19 protein-coding genes are annotated in these 18,890 nt (G+C 60.3%); 10 read left to right on the forward strand and 9 right to left on the reverse strand.

Annotated features, from left to right (window positions below; genetic code table 11):
- Positions 1-153 precede the first annotated feature (153 nt).
- Complete coding sequence (locus tag AB5Y71_RS05650) at positions 154-930, forward strand: glycosyltransferase family 2 protein (RefSeq protein WP_127008528.1); 777 nt, start codon at positions 154-156, stop codon at positions 928-930.
- Between the two features lie 51 nt (positions 931-981).
- On the opposite strand, the gene AB5Y71_RS05655 is transcribed toward AB5Y71_RS05650, so the two are convergent.
- Positions 982-2,019 (reverse strand): glycosyltransferase family 9 protein, encoded by a 1,038-nt coding sequence (locus AB5Y71_RS05655; protein ID WP_005339514.1) that lies wholly within the window; start codon positions 2,017-2,019, stop codon positions 982-984.
- Between the two features lie 134 nt (positions 2,020-2,153).
- Here AB5Y71_RS05655 and coaD point away from each other — a divergent pair, with 134 nt between their 5' ends.
- On the forward strand, positions 2,154-2,639 hold the full coding sequence (gene coaD / locus AB5Y71_RS05660; RefSeq protein ID WP_019446530.1) for a pantetheine-phosphate adenylyltransferase: 486 nt from the start codon (positions 2,154-2,156) through the stop codon (positions 2,637-2,639).
- A gap of 91 nt (positions 2,640-2,730) precedes the next feature.
- Here coaD and AB5Y71_RS05665 read toward each other — a convergent pair whose 3' ends face one another.
- The 6 genes from AB5Y71_RS05665 to radC form a co-directional block, all read right to left on the reverse strand.
- The gene (locus tag AB5Y71_RS05665) at positions 2,731-3,666 is read right to left on the reverse strand and encodes a VirK/YbjX family protein (RefSeq protein ID WP_368171173.1); all 936 of its coding nucleotides are present in this window, start codon (positions 3,664-3,666) and stop codon (positions 2,731-2,733) included.
- Between the two features lie 114 nt (positions 3,667-3,780).
- Positions 3,781-4,593, reverse strand: coding sequence for a bifunctional DNA-formamidopyrimidine glycosylase/DNA-(apurinic or apyrimidinic site) lyase (gene mutM / locus AB5Y71_RS05670; protein ID WP_368171174.1), 813 nt, complete (start codon positions 4,591-4,593; stop codon positions 3,781-3,783).
- A gap of 24 nt (positions 4,594-4,617) precedes the next feature.
- Positions 4,618-5,073: a hypothetical protein gene (locus tag AB5Y71_RS05675; RefSeq protein ID WP_368171175.1), complete on the reverse strand. Its 456-nt coding sequence runs from the start codon at positions 5,071-5,073 to the stop codon at positions 4,618-4,620.
- Positions 5,074-5,166: 93 nt separating this feature from the next.
- Positions 5,167-5,334: a 50S ribosomal protein L33 gene (gene rpmG, locus AB5Y71_RS05680; RefSeq protein WP_005307500.1), complete on the reverse strand. Its 168-nt coding sequence runs from the start codon at positions 5,332-5,334 to the stop codon at positions 5,167-5,169.
- Between the two features lie 11 nt (positions 5,335-5,345).
- Entirely contained in the window at positions 5,346-5,582 is a 237-nt protein-coding gene (rpmB, locus tag AB5Y71_RS05685) for a 50S ribosomal protein L28 (protein WP_005307492.1), read from the reverse strand.
- Between the two features lie 136 nt (positions 5,583-5,718).
- On the reverse strand, positions 5,719-6,393 hold the full coding sequence (gene radC / locus AB5Y71_RS05690; protein WP_047434157.1) for a DNA repair protein RadC: 675 nt from the start codon (positions 6,391-6,393) through the stop codon (positions 5,719-5,721).
- 147 nt (positions 6,394-6,540) lie between these two features.
- On the opposite strand from radC, the gene coaBC reads away from it, so the two are divergent.
- The 5 genes from coaBC to pgi all read left to right on the forward strand — a co-directional run bounded on the left by coaBC (position 6,541) and on the right by pgi (position 11,946).
- Positions 6,541-7,743, forward strand: a complete 1,203-nt coding sequence (gene coaBC, locus AB5Y71_RS05695; RefSeq protein WP_368171176.1) for a bifunctional phosphopantothenoylcysteine decarboxylase/phosphopantothenate--cysteine ligase CoaBC — start codon at positions 6,541-6,543, stop codon at positions 7,741-7,743.
- Between the two features lie 80 nt (positions 7,744-7,823).
- Positions 7,824-8,282, forward strand: coding sequence for a dUTP diphosphatase (gene dut, locus AB5Y71_RS05700; RefSeq protein ID WP_005339498.1), 459 nt, complete (start codon positions 7,824-7,826; stop codon positions 8,280-8,282).
- Between the two features lie 68 nt (positions 8,283-8,350).
- Complete coding sequence (slmA, locus tag AB5Y71_RS05705) at positions 8,351-8,947, forward strand: nucleoid occlusion factor SlmA (RefSeq protein ID WP_005339495.1); 597 nt, start codon at positions 8,351-8,353, stop codon at positions 8,945-8,947.
- A 165-nt stretch (positions 8,948-9,112) separates the two neighbouring features.
- Complete coding sequence (locus AB5Y71_RS05710) at positions 9,113-9,949, forward strand: mechanosensitive ion channel domain-containing protein (protein ID WP_088868140.1); 837 nt, start codon at positions 9,113-9,115, stop codon at positions 9,947-9,949.
- A 347-nt stretch (positions 9,950-10,296) separates the two neighbouring features.
- Entirely contained in the window at positions 10,297-11,946 is a 1,650-nt protein-coding gene (pgi, locus tag AB5Y71_RS05715) for a glucose-6-phosphate isomerase (protein ID WP_368171177.1), read from the forward strand.
- A gap of 156 nt (positions 11,947-12,102) precedes the next feature.
- On the opposite strand, the gene ilvC is transcribed toward pgi, so the two are convergent.
- Positions 12,103-13,584: a ketol-acid reductoisomerase gene (ilvC, locus tag AB5Y71_RS05720; protein ID WP_368171178.1), complete on the reverse strand. Its 1,482-nt coding sequence runs from the start codon at positions 13,582-13,584 to the stop codon at positions 12,103-12,105.
- A 221-nt stretch (positions 13,585-13,805) separates the two neighbouring features.
- On the opposite strand from ilvC, the gene ilvY reads away from it, so the two are divergent.
- Positions 13,806-14,699, forward strand: coding sequence for an HTH-type transcriptional activator IlvY (gene ilvY, locus AB5Y71_RS05725; protein ID WP_335854918.1), 894 nt, complete (start codon positions 13,806-13,808; stop codon positions 14,697-14,699).
- Here the strand turns inward: ilvY and AB5Y71_RS05730 are convergent.
- Positions 14,688-15,548 (reverse strand): hypothetical protein, encoded by an 861-nt coding sequence (locus tag AB5Y71_RS05730; protein WP_368171179.1) that lies wholly within the window; start codon positions 15,546-15,548, stop codon positions 14,688-14,690. The two genes, ilvY and AB5Y71_RS05730, sit on opposite strands and share 12 nt — an antisense overlap.
- A gap of 192 nt (positions 15,549-15,740) precedes the next feature.
- Between AB5Y71_RS05730 and AB5Y71_RS05735 the strand changes: the two genes are divergently transcribed.
- Together AB5Y71_RS05735 and AB5Y71_RS05740 are read left to right on the forward strand one after the other, a co-directional pair.
- Positions 15,741-15,932, forward strand: a complete 192-nt coding sequence (locus AB5Y71_RS05735) for a hypothetical protein (RefSeq protein WP_005339486.1) — start codon at positions 15,741-15,743, stop codon at positions 15,930-15,932.
- A gap of 73 nt (positions 15,933-16,005) precedes the next feature.
- Positions 16,006-18,588: a GNAT family N-acetyltransferase gene (locus tag AB5Y71_RS05740; RefSeq protein ID WP_368171180.1), complete on the forward strand. Its 2,583-nt coding sequence runs from the start codon at positions 16,006-16,008 to the stop codon at positions 18,586-18,588.
- Positions 18,589-18,890: the final 302 nt, after the last annotated feature.

Consider the following 18,890-nt stretch of genomic DNA (forward strand, 5'->3'; position numbering starts at 1 on the left):
CCACAAGCAGCGGCCGGATAAATAACAGAAGCTCCTTGGTAGTCGCCTCGGCCAGCCGCCACCCGGGTCATGCCCCGGCCACGCTTTTAGGCTAGAATGGGCGCCAATTCGAGCATGTCCCGCCAGACGGGCAACAACCGAGAGCCCCATTTCGTGAAAAAACCGACTCTGGCTGCCGTTCTGATCGTCAAGAATGAAGCCGACAACCTGCGCAAGTGCCTCGCCTCCCTCGACGGACTGGTGGACGAGATCGTCATTCTGGACTCCGGCAGCCAGGACGAGACCCCGGCCATTGCTGCCGAATTTGGGGCCCGCTTCTTCGTCAACGCCAAGTGGCCCGGCTTTGGCAAACAGCGCCGACTGGCCCAGTCCCACGTGCAATCCGACTGGGTGCTGTGGCTGGATGCCGACGAGCGGCTCACCCCCGAGCTGAAAACCGCCATAGCCAACGTGATGACCAATCCGGCCAGCGATACCATCTACTCGATCCCGCGCCTCTCCTGGGTCTTTGGCCGCTTTATCCGCCACAGTGGCTGGTATCCGGATCGGGTGCTGCGCCTCTATCCCAAGGCGCTCACCAGCTACAACGAGGCGCTGGTTCACGAAAAGGTAGAAGTACGGGCCAACATGAAGATCGTCAATATTCATGGCGACCTGCTCCACTTCACCTATCGGGATCTGGAGCACTATCTGGTCAAATCGGCCGGTTATGCCCGCGCCTGGGCCGATCAGCGCACCGCTCGCGGCAAGAAGGGCTCCCTCAGTCAGGGGCTGATCCATGCTGTTGGCTGCTTCCTCAAGATGTACCTGCTCAAAGCGGGCTTCCTCGATGGCAAGCAGGGGCTGCTGCTGGCGATCCTCTCCGCCCACTCTACCTTCGTCAAATACGCCGACCTCTGGGTGCGCCAGCAACCGCAGCAGCCGGAATAACCGTCATACGAAACAGGGCCCCGAGGGGCCCTGTTTGCATTGCTGCATACGTTATTTGCGCCAGAAAGGCGCCGCCCAGCGGGCCATCACCGGCACCATGGTCTTGGGATCGAGTTGACTCATATCCTCAGGATGGTCGCTATCCTCCGGCGGGCTGAAGGCGAGGTGACGCCCTTCGCTGTTGAGGGGCTTCCAGCGCAGCGGAGTAGCGGAGCGGCGCATCGGGAAGAAGCCGATGGTCGGCACATCGAGCGCCCCGGCGATATGGAGCGGGCCAGTACTGCCAGCGATAAACAGGGCTGCGTTGGCCAGCACCTGACAGAACATCGGCAGACCATCGCTGGAGCGGTAGATCCAGCCGTTGCCACCGTGGGCCAGCAACTCGGCCGCCAGCTGTTCGGCCATCTTCTCCTCGCCCGGGCCTGCGGTCAGCACGCACTGCAGCTCGGGGCAGGCCTGATTGAGCTTGATGATGATGCGGGCATACTGCTCGATGGAGAGGTTGTTGGCAGACCCACCGCTACCGGCATGCACCATCAGCCAGGGGCGGCTGGCATCGAGCTTGAGCTTGAGTGCCAGCTGTTCGCGCACCTGTAGCAGGGTCTCGTCATCGAACTGCAGGAAGGGGGTCTTGGGCTCCACCACGGCCACCTGCTGATCGGCCAGGAAGCGGCGGATCAGCTCCAGGTTGTACTCGGACTCCGGCTTTTGGGAGCGGGAGCGGCGCTGTACCAGTCGCTGGTTGTAGAGCACCTGCGCCAGCTTGGTCGCCGGTGCCAGCCGGTAAGGGATGTGCGCCTTCCACACCAGCATGGCGTTGCGGGAGTTGGAGAAGAGGCAGATGGACGCGTCGAACGCCGCCGCCTTGATCCGCGCCAGCAGCGCTCGCTGTTGCTCCTTGTCGGCCCGCACGCCCGGATCGATGATCACCTCGTCAATCCAGGGGCAGAGCCGGGCCAGCGGCGCCGTGTAGGCCGGAACCAGGGCAGTCACATGACACTCCATGGAGCCTTTGAGCATGGCGAAGCTAGGCCACGCCAGCATGAAGTCACCAATCTTGTCATTGCGAACGACCAGAATACGTTTCATAAAAAATCCCTTTGCTCCCTGTCACCAATGCAAGGAGGCTTGATGCGCGATGGCGTATTCTTGCCTGATGCACTGCTATTCTCAAGCGACGACCTTATAATGCGACCAAATTTCCAGGTTGCAGGACCGCAAAGATGACTACCAGGGTAATTTATCCCGGGACTTTTGATCCCGTTACCAATGGCCACGCCGATCTGATCGGCCGGGCCGCCAAGCTGTTTGACGAGGTGGTGGTCGGGGTCGCCAACAGCCCGAGCAAGCGCCCGCTGTTCGATCTGGCAGAACGTGTCCAGCTTGTCCAGCAAGTGACCAGCCAGCTGCCCAACGTCAAGGTGGTGGGCTTCTCCGGCCTGCTGGTCGATTTTGCCAAAGAGCATCAGGCCAACGTGCTGATCCGTGGTCTGCGCGCCGTCTCCGACTTCGAGTACGAGTTCCAGCTGGCCAACATGAACCGCCGCCTGATGCCTGAGCTGGAAAGCGTCTTCCTCACCCCGGCGGAGGAGAACTCCTTTATCTCCTCCACTCTGGTGAAAGAGGTGGCGCTGCACGGTGGCGACATCCGCCAGTTTGTCGATCCCGTGGTGGCCCAGGCCATCGCAGCCAAACAGCAACAGCGCTAATTCCTCCCCTGATGGCAGAAACAACAAGGGCTACCCGCGGGTAGCCCTTGTTGTTTCTCTCTCGCAATGAAGAGGTCAGCCTGCTTGCCGGTTACTGACGGGCAAACCGCTCATTCATCTCCTTCACCAGCAGATCGAGCCACTCGTAGCGGCGCCGATACATGGCCCGCTTCTTGGAGGCGATCTCCTCCAGCGGCTTGCGCGGCTGGGCTTGCAGGGCGACGAAGTTGGCATCCACATCCCGGGCGTCGAACTCCTGCCACAGCTCGTCATAATCGGCCTGCAAATTGGCTTTCTGCTTGCTGCTGTAGCGCTTGGCCTGAAACACGTGGGCCCGCTTACGCACCGCCAGCACCTCTGCCGCCCCCATGGCCTGCGCCAGTTGCAGCACCAGCTGCACCAGCAGAGATTTGGGCCGCAGGCCGTGCCCCTCTTTGGTCAGCTCGCGCACCCGATCCTGAGCATTGTCGACCGCAGGCTCCGGCCCCTGCATGGAGCCGATCATCAGAATCAAACGATCCACGCTACCCGCCAGCGAAAAGGCGCAGCTGTAGAGGCGCTGCCCCTCGCCATTGACGATAGAGAGCGCCAGCTCGGCCTCGCGGCGGAAGGTGCCATCGTGGCGCAGTAGAATGCGGCAGCCGCTCTGGGGATAGTGCCCCAGCGCGATCCCCTCGCCCAGATAGAGGGGGTCGATCAGCTGCGGGTAGCACTCCAGCAGCAAACGGTAGTGATTTTCCAGCATCTCGGCCCGCTCACGGGCGCTGGCACAGGCGAAGCGATAGGGGCGCATCGGCTTGTCGAGCAGCTCGGGATAGACCGCTGGCAGTGCCTTGAGCGAGTCGCACTGAAACAGGCTGAAGACCCGGCTCAGCGACTTGCGATAGAGCAGGCTGCGCAGCACGAACTTGCCGCGATTGAAGGTTTTCCGGTCACATCCCTCGGGGTAGAGGAAGCGGGCCATGGATTTTGCGCAATAGCGCTCCTGCCGGGATAAATATTCCCAGTCTATTGATTTAACTGTCATTTTTATATTCTCAAACCGCCTGAACGGTCGGGATACTAGTGACAGCTGTGCAAATCTTCAACAGAGTGGAAATACGCTGTTACAACTTCCCCCGGATCGGGGCGAAAAGTGCGCTCAGCGCTGGCAATGACTGCAAAAAACCGTGGTGCGCTGGCCCATTCTTGTCTCGGTCAGCAGGGTATGGCAGTGGAAACAGGGCTGACCGCCACGGCCGTAGACCTGCAACTGCTGCACGAAATAGCCCGGCTTTCCATCAGCACTGGTGAAATCCTTGAGGGTAGTACCGCCCTGGCGAATCGCCTCGGCCAACACGCGCTTGATCTCGGCCACCAGGGTTCCCAGCCGCTCGGCACTGATATTGCCCGCCGCCCGTTTGGGGTGAATGCCGGCAGCATAGAGCGCCTCGTTGGCGTAGATGTTGCCCACCCCGACCACCACCTGATTGTCCATCAGGAACTGTTTGATGGCGGTGCTGCGCCCCTTGGCACGCTCATGCAGGTAATCAGCACTGAAGGCATCGGTGAGCGGCTCGGGCCCCAGCTTGGCGAGCAGCGCATGGGCTTCGGCCGGTTCCCGGGTCCAAAGCAGGGCGCCGAAGCGGCGCGGATCGTTGAGCCTCAGCAGCTTGCCATTATCCAGCTCGATATCCACGTGGTCGTGCTTCTCGGCCGGGGTGCCGATATCCAGTACACGCAGGCTGCCGGACATCCCCAGATGAAGGATGGCGGTGCCAAAATCGGTCTCCAGCAGCAGGTATTTGGCACGGCGACGCACCCGATGGATGGTGAGGTCCACCAGCTCTTGAATTTCACCGGGGATCGGCCAGCGCAGGCGGCCATCCCGCACCACTACACGCGTCACCTTGATACCGGTGAGCCAGGGGGAGATCCCCTGACGACTGACTTCAACTTCTGGCAATTCGGGCATGGGCACCTCGCAAGGAAAAGGGAATCAGGGGGCAGGGCGCAGCAGATCGCGATACTGTTCAGCTGTGAGGGCGAGCCAGAGACCAGAGGGCAGCTGGGCGCCATATTGGCCGCTGTTCTGATAGAGGCCGATCTCGACCGGACCGTTCTGGCCGGCAATCCACACCTTGATGGTCACCGGGGTACCGCGCACCGCCTCGCCGGGGGGGAGCAACCAGCCTTGCCAGCGCGCCAGACGGGCATCCAGCTGAGCAGTGTCGAGCCCTAAATCCGGCACGCTGCGCCAGCCCTGACCGATCCGCTCAATCTGCCAGCTCGGCCCCTGCCAAGTGAGCACCACGGCCGCATCCGGCAGCAAGGGGCGAGCCCGCCTGGCGCTGTTCTCCTGCTGGGCAGTCTCCATACGATGCAACAGGGTGATCACGATCAGCACCACCACAATGATCACGTTATTCCAGCCTTTGCGGCTCAATTTGAACATGGCAAGCCTCCCTTTGAACCGGCAGTGTACTGAATTCGGCGCATAAAAAAACCCGGCACGAAGCCGGGTTTTTGGGAATGCAGCATCAAGTAATTACTTGATTTTGCCTTCCTTGTAGATCACATGCTGACGAACAACGGGATCAAACTTTTTGATCTCCATTTTTTCGGGCATGGTGCGCTTGTTTTTGGTAGTGGTATAGAAGTGACCAGTACCGGCGCTGGAGTTCAGGCGAATTTTCTCGCGAATACCTTTAGCCATGATCTAATTCCTTATACCTTAACACCGCTGGCGCGCAGTTCAGCCAGAACCACTTCAACGCCACGCTTGTCGATGATACGCATGCCTTTTGCGGATACGCGCAGGCTTACGAAGCGTTTTTCACTCTCAACCCAGAAACGGTGAGTGTGCAGGTTCGGCAGGAAACGACGCTTGGTGGCGTTGTTAGCGTGCGAACGGTTGTTACCAACTGCCGGGCGCTTGCCGGTTACTTGGCATACTCTAGACATGTCAGTCTCTCCAAATCTTACTTCATTGCTCGAGCAAATATCTGCCCCGCTGGCCTTCGATTGCGGGGCAAACAGAAGGCGGCATTTTATACAGCATCCGTGATCAAAGATCAACTAATACGGTGCCAGAGCACAGTTATAGCCAACCGCGCTCGGCAAAAGAAACCGTGATGCCATCACCGATCACCAAGTGATCCAGCACTCTGATATCGATCAGGGCCAAAGCGGCCGTGATCCGATCCGTGATCTGGCGGTCGGCCCTGCTGGGCTCGGCGACGCCGGACGGGTGATTATGCGCCAGAATCACCGCGGCTGCATTATGTTTGAGCGCGATCTGCACGATTTCTCTTGGCCAGACGCTCGCCGAATCGATTGTGCCGAAAAAAAGCTCAACAAATTGAATGACTCTGTGCTGGTTGTCGAGCAGCAGCAGGGCAAACACCTCGCGCGGCCGATCCCGCAGCTGGGCCTGCAGATAGTCCCGGGTCAGCTGGGGCGAGGTGAGCGCATCGCCCCGTTGCAGCTGCTCGGCCAGATGGCGTCTGGCCATCTCCAGCACCGCCTGCAACTGGGCATATTTGGCCGGGCCAAGGCCGTGCGCCTCGCAGAATGCCCGTTGATCCGCGCCCAGCAAGCTGCGCAAAGAGCCGAATTGATTCAATAGATTACGTGAAAGATCCACTGCACTCAGGCCATTGACGCCAGTGCGCAGAAAGATGGCGAGCAGCTCGGCATCGGAGAGCACAGCAGGCCCCTGACGCAGCAACTTCTCTCTGGGGCGTTCATCTTCCGGCCACTCTTTGATGCTCATTTGTCTCTCCCTCATCCCTGTTGAGAAAAAACATAGCAAAAAATTGCGCGCGCCCGACCACACCCCTTGATGCCAACCCCTGTCGTCATCCATTGCCTGTGGTATCTTAGCCGACCAGTCAGAATGAGCCGGATAGAGAAACAGCAGATGAGATTGGCCGATAAACGCATCCTGTTGGGTGTCAGTGGCGGGATCGCCGCCTACAAGAGTGCCGAGCTGGTACGCCGCCTGAAAGATCAGGGCGCCGAAGTGCGGGTGGTAATGACCCGCTCCGCCAAGGAGTTCATCACCCCGCTGACCCTGCAGGCGGTCTCCGGTCATCCGGTGGCCTACAGCCTGCTGGACCCCTCTGTCGAGGCTGGCATGGGTCATATCGAGCTGGCCAAGTGGGCCGATCTGGTACTGATCGCCCCCGCCAGCGCCAACCTGATGGCGCGGATGGCTGCAGGCATGGCCGACGAACTGCTGACCACCCTCTGTCTGGCCACTCCGGCGCCCATCGCGCTGGCACCTGCCATGAACCAGCAGATGTATCTCAACGCCGCGACCCAGGCCAACCTCAAGACCCTGGCCAGCCGCGGCATTCTGCTGTGGGGGCCGGATGCCGGCAGCCAGGCCTGTGGCGATGTGGGCCCGGGGCGGATGCTGGATCCCCTCGAACTGGTGGAGCGCTGCTGCCAGCAGCTGGCCGCCGAGCCCTTGCTGGCAGGCGTCAAGCTGCTGCTCACCGCAGGACCAACCCGCGAGGCGCTGGATCCGGTGCGCTACATCAGCAACCACAGCTCCGGCAAAATGGGTTACGCCATCGCTCGCGCCGCCCGTGAAGCGGGCGCCGAAGTGACGCTGGTGAGTGGGCCGGTGACGCTGACTACGCCAGCAGGCGTGACCCGTGTCGATGTGGAGAGCGCCGAGCAGATGCATCAGGCGGTGATGAGCCGGGTGGGCGAGTGCGACCTCTTCATCGGCTGCGCGGCGGTGGCCGACTATCGCCCCGAGCAGGTGGCCAGCCAGAAGATCAAGAAAACCGGTGACAACGACCAGATGGTGGTGAAGCTGGTGAAAAACCCCGACATCATCGCGGCCGTCGGCGCCCTTTCAGACAAACCCTTCACCGTCGGATTTGCCGCCGAAACCGTGGATGTGGAACAATACGCCCTCGACAAGTTGCAGCGTAAGCGGCTGGACATGATCGCCGCCAACGATGTGTCCCGCGAGGGGCAAGGCTTCAACGCCGATGACAATGCCCTGACCGTGTTCTGGCAAGGGGGCCAGGCCCCGCTGCCGCTGGCCGACAAGCTGACGCTGGCCCGTCACCTGATCGCCCTGATTGCACGCCACTACCGGCACTGAGCGTCCCGACAGAACAAGACTCACGGCACCCCGCCTGCCAAGAGGGGCGCCAATACAAGATCCAACTGAAAAAGCGATTCATGACTACACAAATTGAACTGAAGATTCTGGATGCCCGTATCGGTACCGAGTACCCGCTGCCCGCCTACGCCACTCCCGGCTCTGCCGGCATGGATTTGCGCGCACTGCTGGATGCGCCGCTGACTCTGGCTCCGGGTGATACCACCCTGGTGCCGACCGGTCTGGCCATTCACATCCAGGATCCGGGTCTGTGTGCCACCATCCTGCCCCGCTCCGGCCTCGGCCATAAGCACGGCATCGTGCTGGGCAACCTAGTCGGTCTCATCGATTCCGATTACCAGGGTCAGCTGATGGTTTCGGTCTGGAACCGCGGCAAGGATGAGTTCACCATGCAACCCGGCGAGCGCATCGCCCAGCTGGTGATCATGCCGGTAGTTCAGGCCAGCTTCCAACTGGTCGATGAGTTCAATCAGAGCGAACGGGGTGAAGGCGGTTTTGGTTCTTCTGGTCGCCAATAACAGACCACACCAGCCTGATGGGCGGTGCCTAATAATAGAATCAAGCCATTGTTTTTTTAGGGGAATCCATGGCAAGCAGTAATCAGAAACAGAGTCGGCGCGATCAGATCCTGCAAGCGCTCGCCCATATGCTGGAAACCAGTCCGGGTCAGCGTATCACCACGGCCCGTCTGGCGGCCGAGGTCGGCGTCTCTGAAGCAGCCCTCTATCGACATTTTCCCAGCAAGGCGCGGATGTTCGAGGGGCTGATCGACTTTATCGAGGATTCCCTGCTGTCACGGGTCAATCTGATCATGGCGGAAGAGAAGGACACCATGGCGCGCTGTCACCATATCCTGCAGCTGCTGCTGGTGTTCGCCGAGCGCAATCCCGGCATCACCCGTATCCTCAACGGCGACGCCCTGCTGGGTGAGCATGATCGGCTACGGGATCGCATCAGCATCCTGTTTGACAAGCTGGAGACCCAGATCAAGCAGGTGCTGCGCGAGAAGCGGCTGCGCGAGGGGCAAGGCTTCCAGCTCGACGAGACCATGCTGGCCAATCTGCTGCTGGCCTACACCGAAGGCCGCATCAGCCAGTTCGTGCGCTCCGAGTTCAAGCTCAAGCCGACCGCCGGTTTTGAAGATCAGTGGCAATTTATCCGCAGCCAGCTGCTGCAGAGCTGATGGTTTTTTCGCATCATTCAGCAAAAAGAAGGGAGGCTTTGGCCTCCCTTCTTTTTTGTGTCAGGTTTTTATGGCAGAAAAGAAGTACCAGATGCGACCCGTACTGTCGCGCTGCGGTGTTAGATTTATCCACCATAAACCTTTTAGAACCTGACAGGACATCCTATGGAACCCGAAATCATTACCGAAGCGCAGACCTGGCTGGTCAATAATCAGGGACTGCTGATCGAATACGGCGTCAATATCGCCGCCGCCCTGCTGACCCTGCTGGTCGGCTATATCGCCGCCAACCTCATCAGCGGTGGCGTGGTCAAGGTGATGCAGGCCCGCAAGCTGGACACCACAGTCACCCACTTCGTCGGCAGCATCCTCAAATACGCCATTCTGGTGTTCGTAGTGATCGCTGCGCTGGGCCGTGTCGGCGTGCAGACAGCCTCCTTCGTCGCCATTATCGGTGCCGCCGGTCTGGCCATCGGTCTGGCGCTGCAAGGCTCGCTCTCCAACTTCGCTGCCGGCTTCCTGCTGATCATCTTCCGCCCCATCAAGGCGGGCGAGTTTATCGAAGTGGCAGGCACTGCGGGTGTGGTGCAGTCCGTTCAGCTCTTTACCACTACCCTCACCTCCGGTGACAACAAGATGGTGGTAGTACCGAACTCCGCCATCCTCAACGGCACCATCGTCAACTACTCGCGTATGGATACCCGCCGCGTCGACATGACCTTTGGCATCGGCTACGGCTCTGACCTGCGCAAGGCCAAACAGATCCTCGAGCGTCTGGTAAGCGAAGAGCCGCGCATCCTGAAAGATCCGGCAGCCACCATCGCCGTTGCCGCGCTGGCCGACTCCTCGGTCAATATCGTGGTGCGCCCCTGGGTGAAAACCGCTGACTACTGGGGTGTCTGGTTCGACTTCCACGAGAAGGTGAAACTGACCTTTGATGCCGAAGGCATCGAGATCCCCTTCCCGCAGATGGTGATGCACATGCAAAAAACGCAGGCGTGATCGCGGTTCTGCTGCAACAGACAATGCCAGCCTTCGGGCTGGCATTGTCGTTTCTGGCCCCAGCCCATGGCCATGTCGGTGCATAACCACGCCAACCGGATGAAAACAATTTCAGGCTATCGGGGTGGCCCCAATCATGAGCAAGCGCAAGATCCGCCTTGCTTTCGTGACACATAATCCCAATGTTCTGGTTGTATGCTCCCGGCAGTGACCCATTGCGGTAAAAGACAATCGGTAAAAATCTGTTACACGGGCCGCCCGATCGGCTCGCTATAATGCTCGGATAATAAGGTTTGGCGGGACCTTGCCTGCAAGGTTCAAACACAACTTGGCATTTCAGGAATCCTATGAAAAATATCAATCCAACCCAAACCCAGGCCTGGCAGGCACTGGAAGCCCACTTTGCAGCAAACAAAGAGACCCGACTCAAGGATCTGTTCGCGCATGACCCGAAGCGCTTTGACAAGTTTTCCCTTACCTTCGGCGGCGACATCCTGGTTGATTACTCGAAGAACCTGATCACCGAAGAAACCCTCAAGTTGCTGGTTTATCTGGCCAAAGAGACCGATCTTCGCAGCGCGATCGATGCCATGTTCAATGGCGACAAGATCAACATGACCGAAGGCCGCTCCGTACTGCACGTGGCCCTGCGCAACCGCTCCGACCGCCCCATCGAGTGCGACGGCAAGGATGTGATGCCTGAAGTGAACGCTGTACTGGCCAAGATGAAGGGCTTCTGCGAGAAGGTCATCTCCGGCGAGTGGAAAGGCTACACCGGCAAAGCGATCCAGCACGTGGTCAACATCGGTATCGGTGGCTCCGATCTCGGCCCGGTGATGATCACCGAGGCACTGCGTCCCTACAAAAACCACCTGCAGATGCACTTCGTCTCCAACGTCGATGGCACCCACATCGCCGAGACCCTGAAGAAGATCGATCCGGAAACCACTCTGTTCCTGGTGGCCTCCAAGACCTTCACCACCCAGGAGACCATGACCAACGCCCTGACCGCCCGCGACTGGTTCATCAACATCGCCGGTGACAAGGCCCACGTTGCCAAGCACTTCGCAGCCCTCTCCACCAACGGCAAGGCCGTGGCCGAGTTCGGCATCGACACCAACAACATGTTCGAGTTCTGGGACTGGGTTGGCGGCCGCTACTCCTCCTGGTCTGCCATCGGCATGCCCATCGCCCTGTCTGTTGGTTTCGAGAACTTCGAAGCCCTGCTGCAAGGCGCCTTCGAGATGGACATGCACTTCGCCACTGCCTCCTATGAGCAGAACGTGCCGGTGCTGCTGGCGCTGATCGGCCTGTGGTACAACAACTTCTACGGTGCCGAGTCCGAAGCCATTCTGCCGTACGACCAGTATATGCACCGCTTCCCTGCCTACTTCCAGCAGGGCAACATGGAGTCCAACGGCAAGTACGTGGATCGCAATGGCAAGCCGGTTGACTACCAGACTGGCCCCATCATCTGGGGTGAGCCGGGCACCAACGGCCAGCACGCCTTCTACCAGCTGATCCATCAAGGCACCAAGCTGATCCCCTGCGACTTCCTGGCGCCGGCCATCAGCCACAACCCGATCGGTGACCACCATCCGAAACTGCTGGCCAACTTCTTCGCCCAGACCGAGGCGCTGGCCTTCGGCAAGAGCAAGGAAGAGGTTGAAGCCGAGTTCCTGGCTGCAGGCAAAACCCTGGAGCAGGTCAAGGATCTGGTGCCGTTCAAGGTGTTCGAAGGCAACCGCCCGACCAACTCCATCCTGTTCAAGAGCCTGACCCCGAAAACCCTGGGTGCCCTGATCGCCATGTACGAGCACAAGATCTTCGTACAGGGCGCAATCTGGAACATCTTCTCCTTCGACCAGTGGGGTGTGGAGCTGGGCAAACAGCTGGCCAACAAGATCCTGCCGGAGCTGGGCAACAACGAGGCTGTCACCAGCCACGACTGCTCCACCAACGGTCTGATCAACACCTGGAAAGCGTGGAAAGCCTGATTTATCCAGCCTTTCTGAATGCAAAAGCCCCGCTCGATGAGCGGGGCTTTTTTATGACTGTCAGGCTGGTTTTTCTGGCGGGCCGGTCGGGTGTCCAGTCCGACCGGCGACGGGGATCGTCATCCCCACCCCTTCATCATCCAGCCCGATGCGGGCTTAACCGCCAACGGCGATGCGTTTCATGTCCTTCATGTAACCGCGCAGTACCTGGCCGATCTTCTCGATCGGATGGTTGCGGGTCGCCTCGTTGGCCGCCAGCAGCGCCAGGTTATCGACGCTCTGCCCTTCCGCCTTGCTGGCACCCAGATCGCCCGCTTTCAGGGTCGGCATGAAGTGCTCGCGCAGCAACGGCACGGCGGCGTTGGCGAACAGGTAGTTGCCGTACTCGGCGGTGTCGGAGATGACCACGTTCATCTCGTACAGACGCTTGCGGGCAACGGTGTTGGCGATCAGCGGCAGCTCGTGCAGGGATTCGTAGTAGGCAGACTCCTCGTAGATACCGGAAGCCACCATGGTCTCGAACGCCAGCTCGACACCCGCCTTGACCATGGCCACCATCACCACGCCATTGTCGAAGTACTCCTGCTCGGCAATCTTGCCAGCGAACACCGGGGCGTTTTCGAAGGCGGACTTGCCGGTCTCTTCACGCCAGGTGAACAGTTTGACGTCATCTTCGGCCCAGTCGGCCATCATGCCGCGGGAGAACTCACCGGCAATGATGTCGTCCATATGCTTCTCGAACAGCGGGCGCATCAGGGTCTTGAGCTGCTCGGAGAGCTCGAAGGCGCGCAGCTTGGCGGGGTTGGAGAGGCGGTCCATCATCAGGCTGATGCCACCCTGCTTCAGGGCTTCGGTGATGGTCTCCCAGCCGAACTGGATCAGCTTGCCGGCGTAGGCCGGGTCTGTGCCTTCGGCAACCAGCTTGTCGTAGCAGAGCAGAGAACCGGCCTGCAGCATGCCGCAGAGGATGGTCTGCTCGCCCATCAGGTCAGATTTCACTTCCGCCACGAAGGAGGATTCCAGCACCCCGGCACGGTCGCCGCCGGAGGCAGAGGCCCACGCCTTGGCGAGGGCCATGCCTTCGCCCTTGGGATCGTTCTCTGGGTGAACGGCGATCAGGGTCGGCACGCCGAAACCGCGCTTGTACTCTTCACGCACTTCGGTGCCTGGGCACTTGGGCGCCACCATCACGACCGTGATATCGGAGCGGATCTGCTGACCCTCTTCCACCACGTTGAAGCCGTGGGAGTAGCCCAGCGCAGCGCCCTGCTTCATCAGCGGCATCACGGTCTTCACCACGTCGGAGTGCTGTTTGTCCGGAGTCAGGTTCAGCACCAGATCGGCGGTCGGGATCAGCTCTTCATAGGTGCCGACCGCGAAGCCGTTGTCGGTAGCCTTCTGCCAGGAGGCGCGCTTCTCAGTGATGGCGGCCTTGCGCAGGGCGTAGGAGATATCCAGCCCGGAGTCGCGCATGTTCAGACCCTGGTTCAGACCCTGGGCACCACAGCCCACAATCACCACCTTCTTGCCCTTCAGCACGTTGCAGCCGTCCGCGAACTCTTCGCGCTGCATGAAACGACACTTGCCCAGCTGGGCCAACTGCTGACGCAGGTTCAAGGTGTTGAAATAGTTAGCCATGGTGATTGCTCCGTTCGATTGATTCCATGCCGGATGGCGGCGTTTTCTGAACCACTATAGCGCGGGACACTTATTGCCTGAACTGATATATTCGAAACAGTACGTTGCAATAATTGAAACGTTAATCCTTCATAATTGCCTGCTGAATGTACCGCGAGATGGCAGAAACAAGCCGCCAACCGCTGGATATCGGGCACACAAGCCGCGCCAGGAGCTGAAAGATGGACCTTCGCAATCTCGAGCTGTTTCTCCACCTCGCCGACTCCCTCCACTTCGGCAAGAGTGCCGATGCCATGGCGGTCAGCCCCTCCACCCTGAGCCGCGCCATCCAGCGGCTGGAGCAGGAGACCGGCTGCATCCTGTTCGAGCGGGACAACCGCTCGGTACGGCTCACCCCTGCCGGCGAGAAACTGCGGGAGTTTGGTGGCGGCCTGTTGCAGGAGTGGCGTCAGCTCAAGCAGGAGCTCAAACGCAGCGATGAACCGCTGCAGGGGCGGCTGCGGGTATTCTGTTCGGTCACTGCCAGCTACTTTCTGCTGCCCGAAGTGCTGGAGCGCTTTCGCCGCCGCTACCCCCAGCTGGAAATCAAGCTGGAGACCGGCGACCCGGCGCTGGCGGTGGACAAGATCCTGGCCGATGAGGCCGATCTCGCCATCGCCGCCCGTCCCGATGCCCTGCCCGCCAAGTTGGAGTTCGCCAGCCTTCAGCTGGTGCCGCTGGTCTTTATCGCGCCGCGCAACGCACCGCAACTGAACCAGTGGTTCCGTCAGGGCGAGCCGGACTGGGAGCAGCTGCCAGTCATCCTCTCCGAGCAGGGGCTGGCCCGCAAACGCAGCGATCAGTGGTTTCGCAACAAGGGGATAGCGCCCAACATCTATGCCGAAGTGGCGGGTAACGAGGGGATTGTCGCCATGGTGGCGCTCGGCTGTGGCGTAGGATTGGTGCCGGCGGCGGTGATCGACCACAGCCCGCTCGGCGACAAGGTGCGGATCATCGACCTCAAACCCGCCTTCAAACCATTTGATGTGGGGGTCGGGGTGCTCAAGAAGCGGCTGGAAGAGCCGCTGATCCGTGCCTTCTGGGATACTGCGCAGAATCAGGGCTCACTGCGCTGACACCGGATTATAGATAAGGGCCGGATCGGCCATCATGATGCGACTGGGCAGCGGCAAGTCGGGGTTCTGCAGCTCGAGACGCACCCGCTCATCCAGCTTCAGCCGCCGAATGGTGCTGCCAAATCCCTCTTCAAAGACCCGATCAAAAGCACCAGACTGCCGCACCCGCAGCAGGCCGAGCTCGATGCGCTGGGCCAGCTCCGGATATTTTGGCGAGACAAAGAAGAGCAGCGCCAACGGGTAGCGAAACACCAGACGGGGCTCGATGGCGAGATCCGGATGCTGCCTGAGCTCATCCTCGATCTCGATGACCGAACGCAGGAAGCAGTCAAAACGCTTCTTGCGCAGCATGTTGAAGAGCGCCTCATAAAGATTGCCCACCGTCACCTTGAGGCCGTTAGCCCGCAGCAACTGGGTGTCTGGCCAGAATCTGTGCTGGCCGATGGAGAGCCCGGCGCGATGCCAGTCTGCCAACGACCCGAGCGCGGCAAAACGTCCCTCATCCCCCTGCCGAACCAGACACACCCGCCACCCCAGCAGCCCCTTGGCCAGCGGAATGTGGATTGCCAGCAACTCCCGCTCTCGCTCACCATCGGGGGCAAAAACACCGACCTGAACCAGCTCGCCGCTGCGCAGCTCCTTCACCGCCCGCCCCTGCTCCATTTGCGGGCTGGAGACCAGCTGATAGGGGCCATATTCGGGCACGGTGAGATCGAGGGAGAGGCGCAACAACTGGACGACGGCGGGGTTGGGATGATCCAGCAGCAGATTCCAGGCGCGGATAGGCTGCTCGGCTGCCGATACGCCAACCGTCCACAGTGCCATGCACCACCACCAGACTCTGATCATCCCGTGCGCCATCCGTGCCTCATGCTCCTCGCCATACTATAACGCCAGCCTGCGCCTCAACGGCGCCCTCCCTGAAAGATGTGTGAGCGCTCTCGTGTCAAATCTCGTGTCAAAAGTGACAATAGGCAAACCCGGCAGGTCATCGCAGACTGGACGTTCATCAACAAACACCAAGGCGCAGGGAGGAGAGCCATGAAACAGCATCTGGTAGAGATCAAGGGTTCAACCCTGTTTGACGAGTACCTGCAAAGCATGGGCGTGCCCAGCACGGCGCTCGACCGGGAGCAGGATATCTATCTGCAGGAACGCCACCTGGGTGCCATTCGCCGGGTGCAAGGCGAACTGCGCTTTTATCTGCGTGCCAATGCCCTCAACAAACGGTGATCAGGATCCGGTCACAGAACCCGCAGCAAAGGCGTATTAGACTGGTATCTTCCCCCTTTTGTCGGGAGTACCCATGAAAGCAAGCGGTCTGGATCGGCTGTTCAAACCCCAATCAATCGCCGTGATCGGCGCCTCGACGGACCCGCTCAAGGCGGGTCATGTGATCGTGCGCCACCTGCTGGCGGGCCAGTTCAAAGGGCCCATCCTCCCTGTCACCCCGCGCAACAAGTCCATCGCCGGCGTGCTGGCCTATCCCGACATTGCCAGCCTGCCGCTGACCCCGGATCTCGCCATCATCTGCACCAGGCGGGAGCGGGTCTTGCCGTTACTGGAAGCGCTCGGCCAAAAGGGTACAGGCGCAGCCATCATACTGGCCGCCGACTTTTCCCCCGAGGAGCGGCTGGAGCTGAAACGGGTCTGCCAGCAATATGGTATTCGCCTGCTCGGCCCCAACAGCATGGGGATGCTGCTGCCCGGCCAGGGGATCAACGCCAGCTTTTCCCCTATTGCCGCCAAGCCGGGGCAGGTCGCCTTTCTGTCGCAATCCGCCGCCGTCAGCACCACCATTCTGGATTGGGCCAAGCAGCATGAACTGGGCTTTTCCGCCTTCATCTCCCTTGGTGATCACTGCGACATCGACTTCGGCCAGCTGCTGGATCAACTCTCCCGCGACAGCGTCACCCGCGCCATTTTGATCTATATGGACAAGTTGCACGACGCCCGCCACTTTCTCTCGGCGGCGCGGGCAGCCTCGCGCAACAAGCCGATCCTAGTGCTGAAAAGCGGGCGCCACGATCCGGCCCACGGCCTCGACAATGTCTATGATGCGGCCATCCGCCGCGCTGGTATGCTGCGGGTGCGGGATACCCATGAACTGTTCGCCGCGGTCGAAACCCTCAGCCACTCCATGACCCTCAAAGGGGAGCGGCTCGCCATCATCTCCAACGGCCGCGGCCTGGCCAATATGGCGGTGGATGTGCTGCTGGAGCGGGGCGGCAAGCTGGCACGCCCGCCGCTCGATATCGGCAGCGATGCCACCATCACCACCTATCAGGAGGCGCTGGACAGCGTGTTGCTGGAGGATGGCATCGACGCCATCCTGATCATCCACGCCCCCTCGCTCACGGCACCGAGCGCGCCGCTGGCCAGCCATCTTATCGCCCATTTGAAACAGCACCCCAGAGCGCGCCGTTTCAATATCCTCACCAACTGGGCGGGTGAATACTCGGCGCAGGAGGGGCGAAAACTCTTTACCGAGGCGGGCTTCCCGACCTACCGCACGCCGGAAAGCGCCATGGCCGCCTTCATGCACATGGTGGAATACCGCCGCAACCAGAAGCAGTTGATGGAAACCCCGGCATCCCTGCATGGCAACCAGCTCAATGGCGAGCTGTGCCAGCAGCTGATCCGCCAAGCACAGGAGCGCAAGCAACTGAGACTGGATACCCATCTGGTGCACCCGATTTTGCAAGCCGCCGGTCTCTCGACCCTGCCAACCTGGATCGTCACCGACGCCATCGAGGCGACCCTGACCGCCGAGCAGATCGGCTATCCGGTGGCGGTAAAACTGCGCTCGCCCGATATCCTGCACAAGTCTGCCGTACACGGGGTGGTGCTCAATCTGCGCACCTCGGCCGAAGTGGCGCAAGCTGCAGATGCCATTCTGGACAGGGTCAAACAGCATGATCCGGGCGCCCGCATCGAAGGCTTGCTGGTGCAGCGGATGGCTCGCCGCAGCGGCGGCCTGGAGCTGCGGGTGCGGATCCAGCAAGACGCCATCTTTGGCCCCGTTATTCTGCTGGGTGAGCCGGGTGCGGAACAGCAGGAGATGGTGGCTGCCTTGCCACCGCTCAATCAGGCGCTGGCCCGTTACCAGATCATCGGCGCCCTCAAGAGCCGCAAGATCCGCGAACAGGCCACGCCGGAACGACTGGATATCGATGCCTTGGGCCAAGTGCTCTGCCAGCTCTCCGAACTATTGCTCGCCTTTCCTGAGATTCAGGAACTGGACCTGCACCCGCTGCAAGCGTACGGCGCCGAAATGGTGGTGCTGGATGCCAGCCTCACACTGAGTGACCCTACCATCCCGACAATCAACCGACTGGCAATCCGCCCCTATCCTACCGAACTGGAGGAGGGTGCCTGGCTTAAAGATCAGCGCCATATCCTGCTGCGCCCGATCCGGCCGGAAGATGAACCGGCTCACAAGCAGTTCGTGCTGCAGGTCTCCGATGAAGACAGGTACAAACGCTTCTTTGCCGATGTGGGCGAGCTGGGCCATGAAGAGCTGGCTCGCATGACCCAGATCGATTACGACCGGGAGATGGCCTTCGTGGCTGTGGGGCAAGATGGCGAGCTGCAGGATCAGATCCTCGGCGTAGTGCGCGCCATTTCGACCCCGGACCAGAGCGATGCCGAGTTTGCCATTCTGGTGCGATCGGACTTGAAAGGGGTGGGTCTCGGCAAATTGATGATGGAGAAGATCATCCGTTACGCCAAAGAGCAAGGGATTGGCCAGCTATCCGGCATGACCATGCCCAGCAATCGCGGCATGGTCAACCTCGCCAAACGACTTGGCTTCAAGATCGATGTGCAAATGGAAGAGGGGGTGGTCAATATGGAACTGCCCTGTAGTCAGCAGGCAGCAGAAGGCTGATTTGACCGCCTGTAGATGCGTCCAAATGGCTTTAAATGAAGCAGATAAGACTCGGATACTATAAACTGGTGGGGATAATCGGCTATCTGGCCATTCTTCCGACAGGTAAAAGCCAGACATTGGCAGTTTAACTGCGCTAAAAATACAAAAGCCCGGTCGTGAAACAGGGCTTTGACGTTCGTTCTGGTGTGCAAATCTGGAGGTCACTGGACAAAATCGCCCATAGCAAAAAGGCCTTCCCATCAGGGAAGGCCTTCAAATTAGTGGCGGAGCGGACGGGACTCGAACCCGCGACCCCCGGC

The organism is Aeromonas sp. R9-2, from assembly GCF_040908025.1.
Lineage (GTDB): Bacteria > Pseudomonadota > Gammaproteobacteria > Enterobacterales > Aeromonadaceae > Aeromonas > Aeromonas veronii.

Coding starts and splice junctions, on each gene's coding strand:
- AB5Y71_RS05665 (WP_368171173.1), bottom strand. CDS start 3,666: ATGACAGTTAAATCAATAGACTGGGAATATTTATCCCGGCAGGAGCGC.
- rpmG (WP_005307500.1), bottom strand. CDS start 5,334: ATGGCTAAAGGTATTCGCGAGAAAATTCGCCTGAACTCCAGCGCCGGT.
- radC (WP_047434157.1), bottom strand. CDS start 6,393: ATGAGCATCAAAGAGTGGCCGGAAGATGAACGCCCCAGAGAGAAGTTG.
- AB5Y71_RS05655 (WP_005339514.1), bottom strand. CDS start 2,019: ATGAAACGTATTCTGGTCGTTCGCAATGACAAGATTGGTGACTTCATG.
- slmA (WP_005339495.1), top strand. CDS start 8,351: ATGGCAAGCAGTAATCAGAAACAGAGTCGGCGCGATCAGATCCTGCAA.
- coaBC (WP_368171176.1), top strand. CDS start 6,541: ATGAGATTGGCCGATAAACGCATCCTGTTGGGTGTCAGTGGCGGGATC.
- coaD (WP_019446530.1), top strand. CDS start 2,154: ATGACTACCAGGGTAATTTATCCCGGGACTTTTGATCCCGTTACCAAT.
- ilvC (WP_368171178.1), bottom strand. CDS start 13,584: ATGGCTAACTATTTCAACACCTTGAACCTGCGTCAGCAGTTGGCCCAG.
- AB5Y71_RS05710 (WP_088868140.1), top strand. CDS start 9,113: ATGGAACCCGAAATCATTACCGAAGCGCAGACCTGGCTGGTCAATAAT.
- AB5Y71_RS05730 (WP_368171179.1), bottom strand. CDS start 15,548: ATGATCAGAGTCTGGTGGTGGTGCATGGCACTGTGGACGGTTGGCGTA.
- AB5Y71_RS05675 (WP_368171175.1), bottom strand. CDS start 5,073: ATGTTCAAATTGAGCCGCAAAGGCTGGAATAACGTGATCATTGTGGTG.
- AB5Y71_RS05740 (WP_368171180.1), top strand. CDS start 16,006: ATGAAAGCAAGCGGTCTGGATCGGCTGTTCAAACCCCAATCAATCGCC.
- dut (WP_005339498.1), top strand. CDS start 7,824: ATGACTACACAAATTGAACTGAAGATTCTGGATGCCCGTATCGGTACC.
- ilvY (WP_335854918.1), top strand. CDS start 13,806: ATGGACCTTCGCAATCTCGAGCTGTTTCTCCACCTCGCCGACTCCCTC.
- mutM (WP_368171174.1), bottom strand. CDS start 4,593: ATGCCCGAATTGCCAGAAGTTGAAGTCAGTCGTCAGGGGATCTCCCCC.
- rpmB (WP_005307492.1), bottom strand. CDS start 5,582: ATGTCTAGAGTATGCCAAGTAACCGGCAAGCGCCCGGCAGTTGGTAAC.
- AB5Y71_RS05735 (WP_005339486.1), top strand. CDS start 15,741: ATGAAACAGCATCTGGTAGAGATCAAGGGTTCAACCCTGTTTGACGAG.
- pgi (WP_368171177.1), top strand. CDS start 10,297: ATGAAAAATATCAATCCAACCCAAACCCAGGCCTGGCAGGCACTGGAA.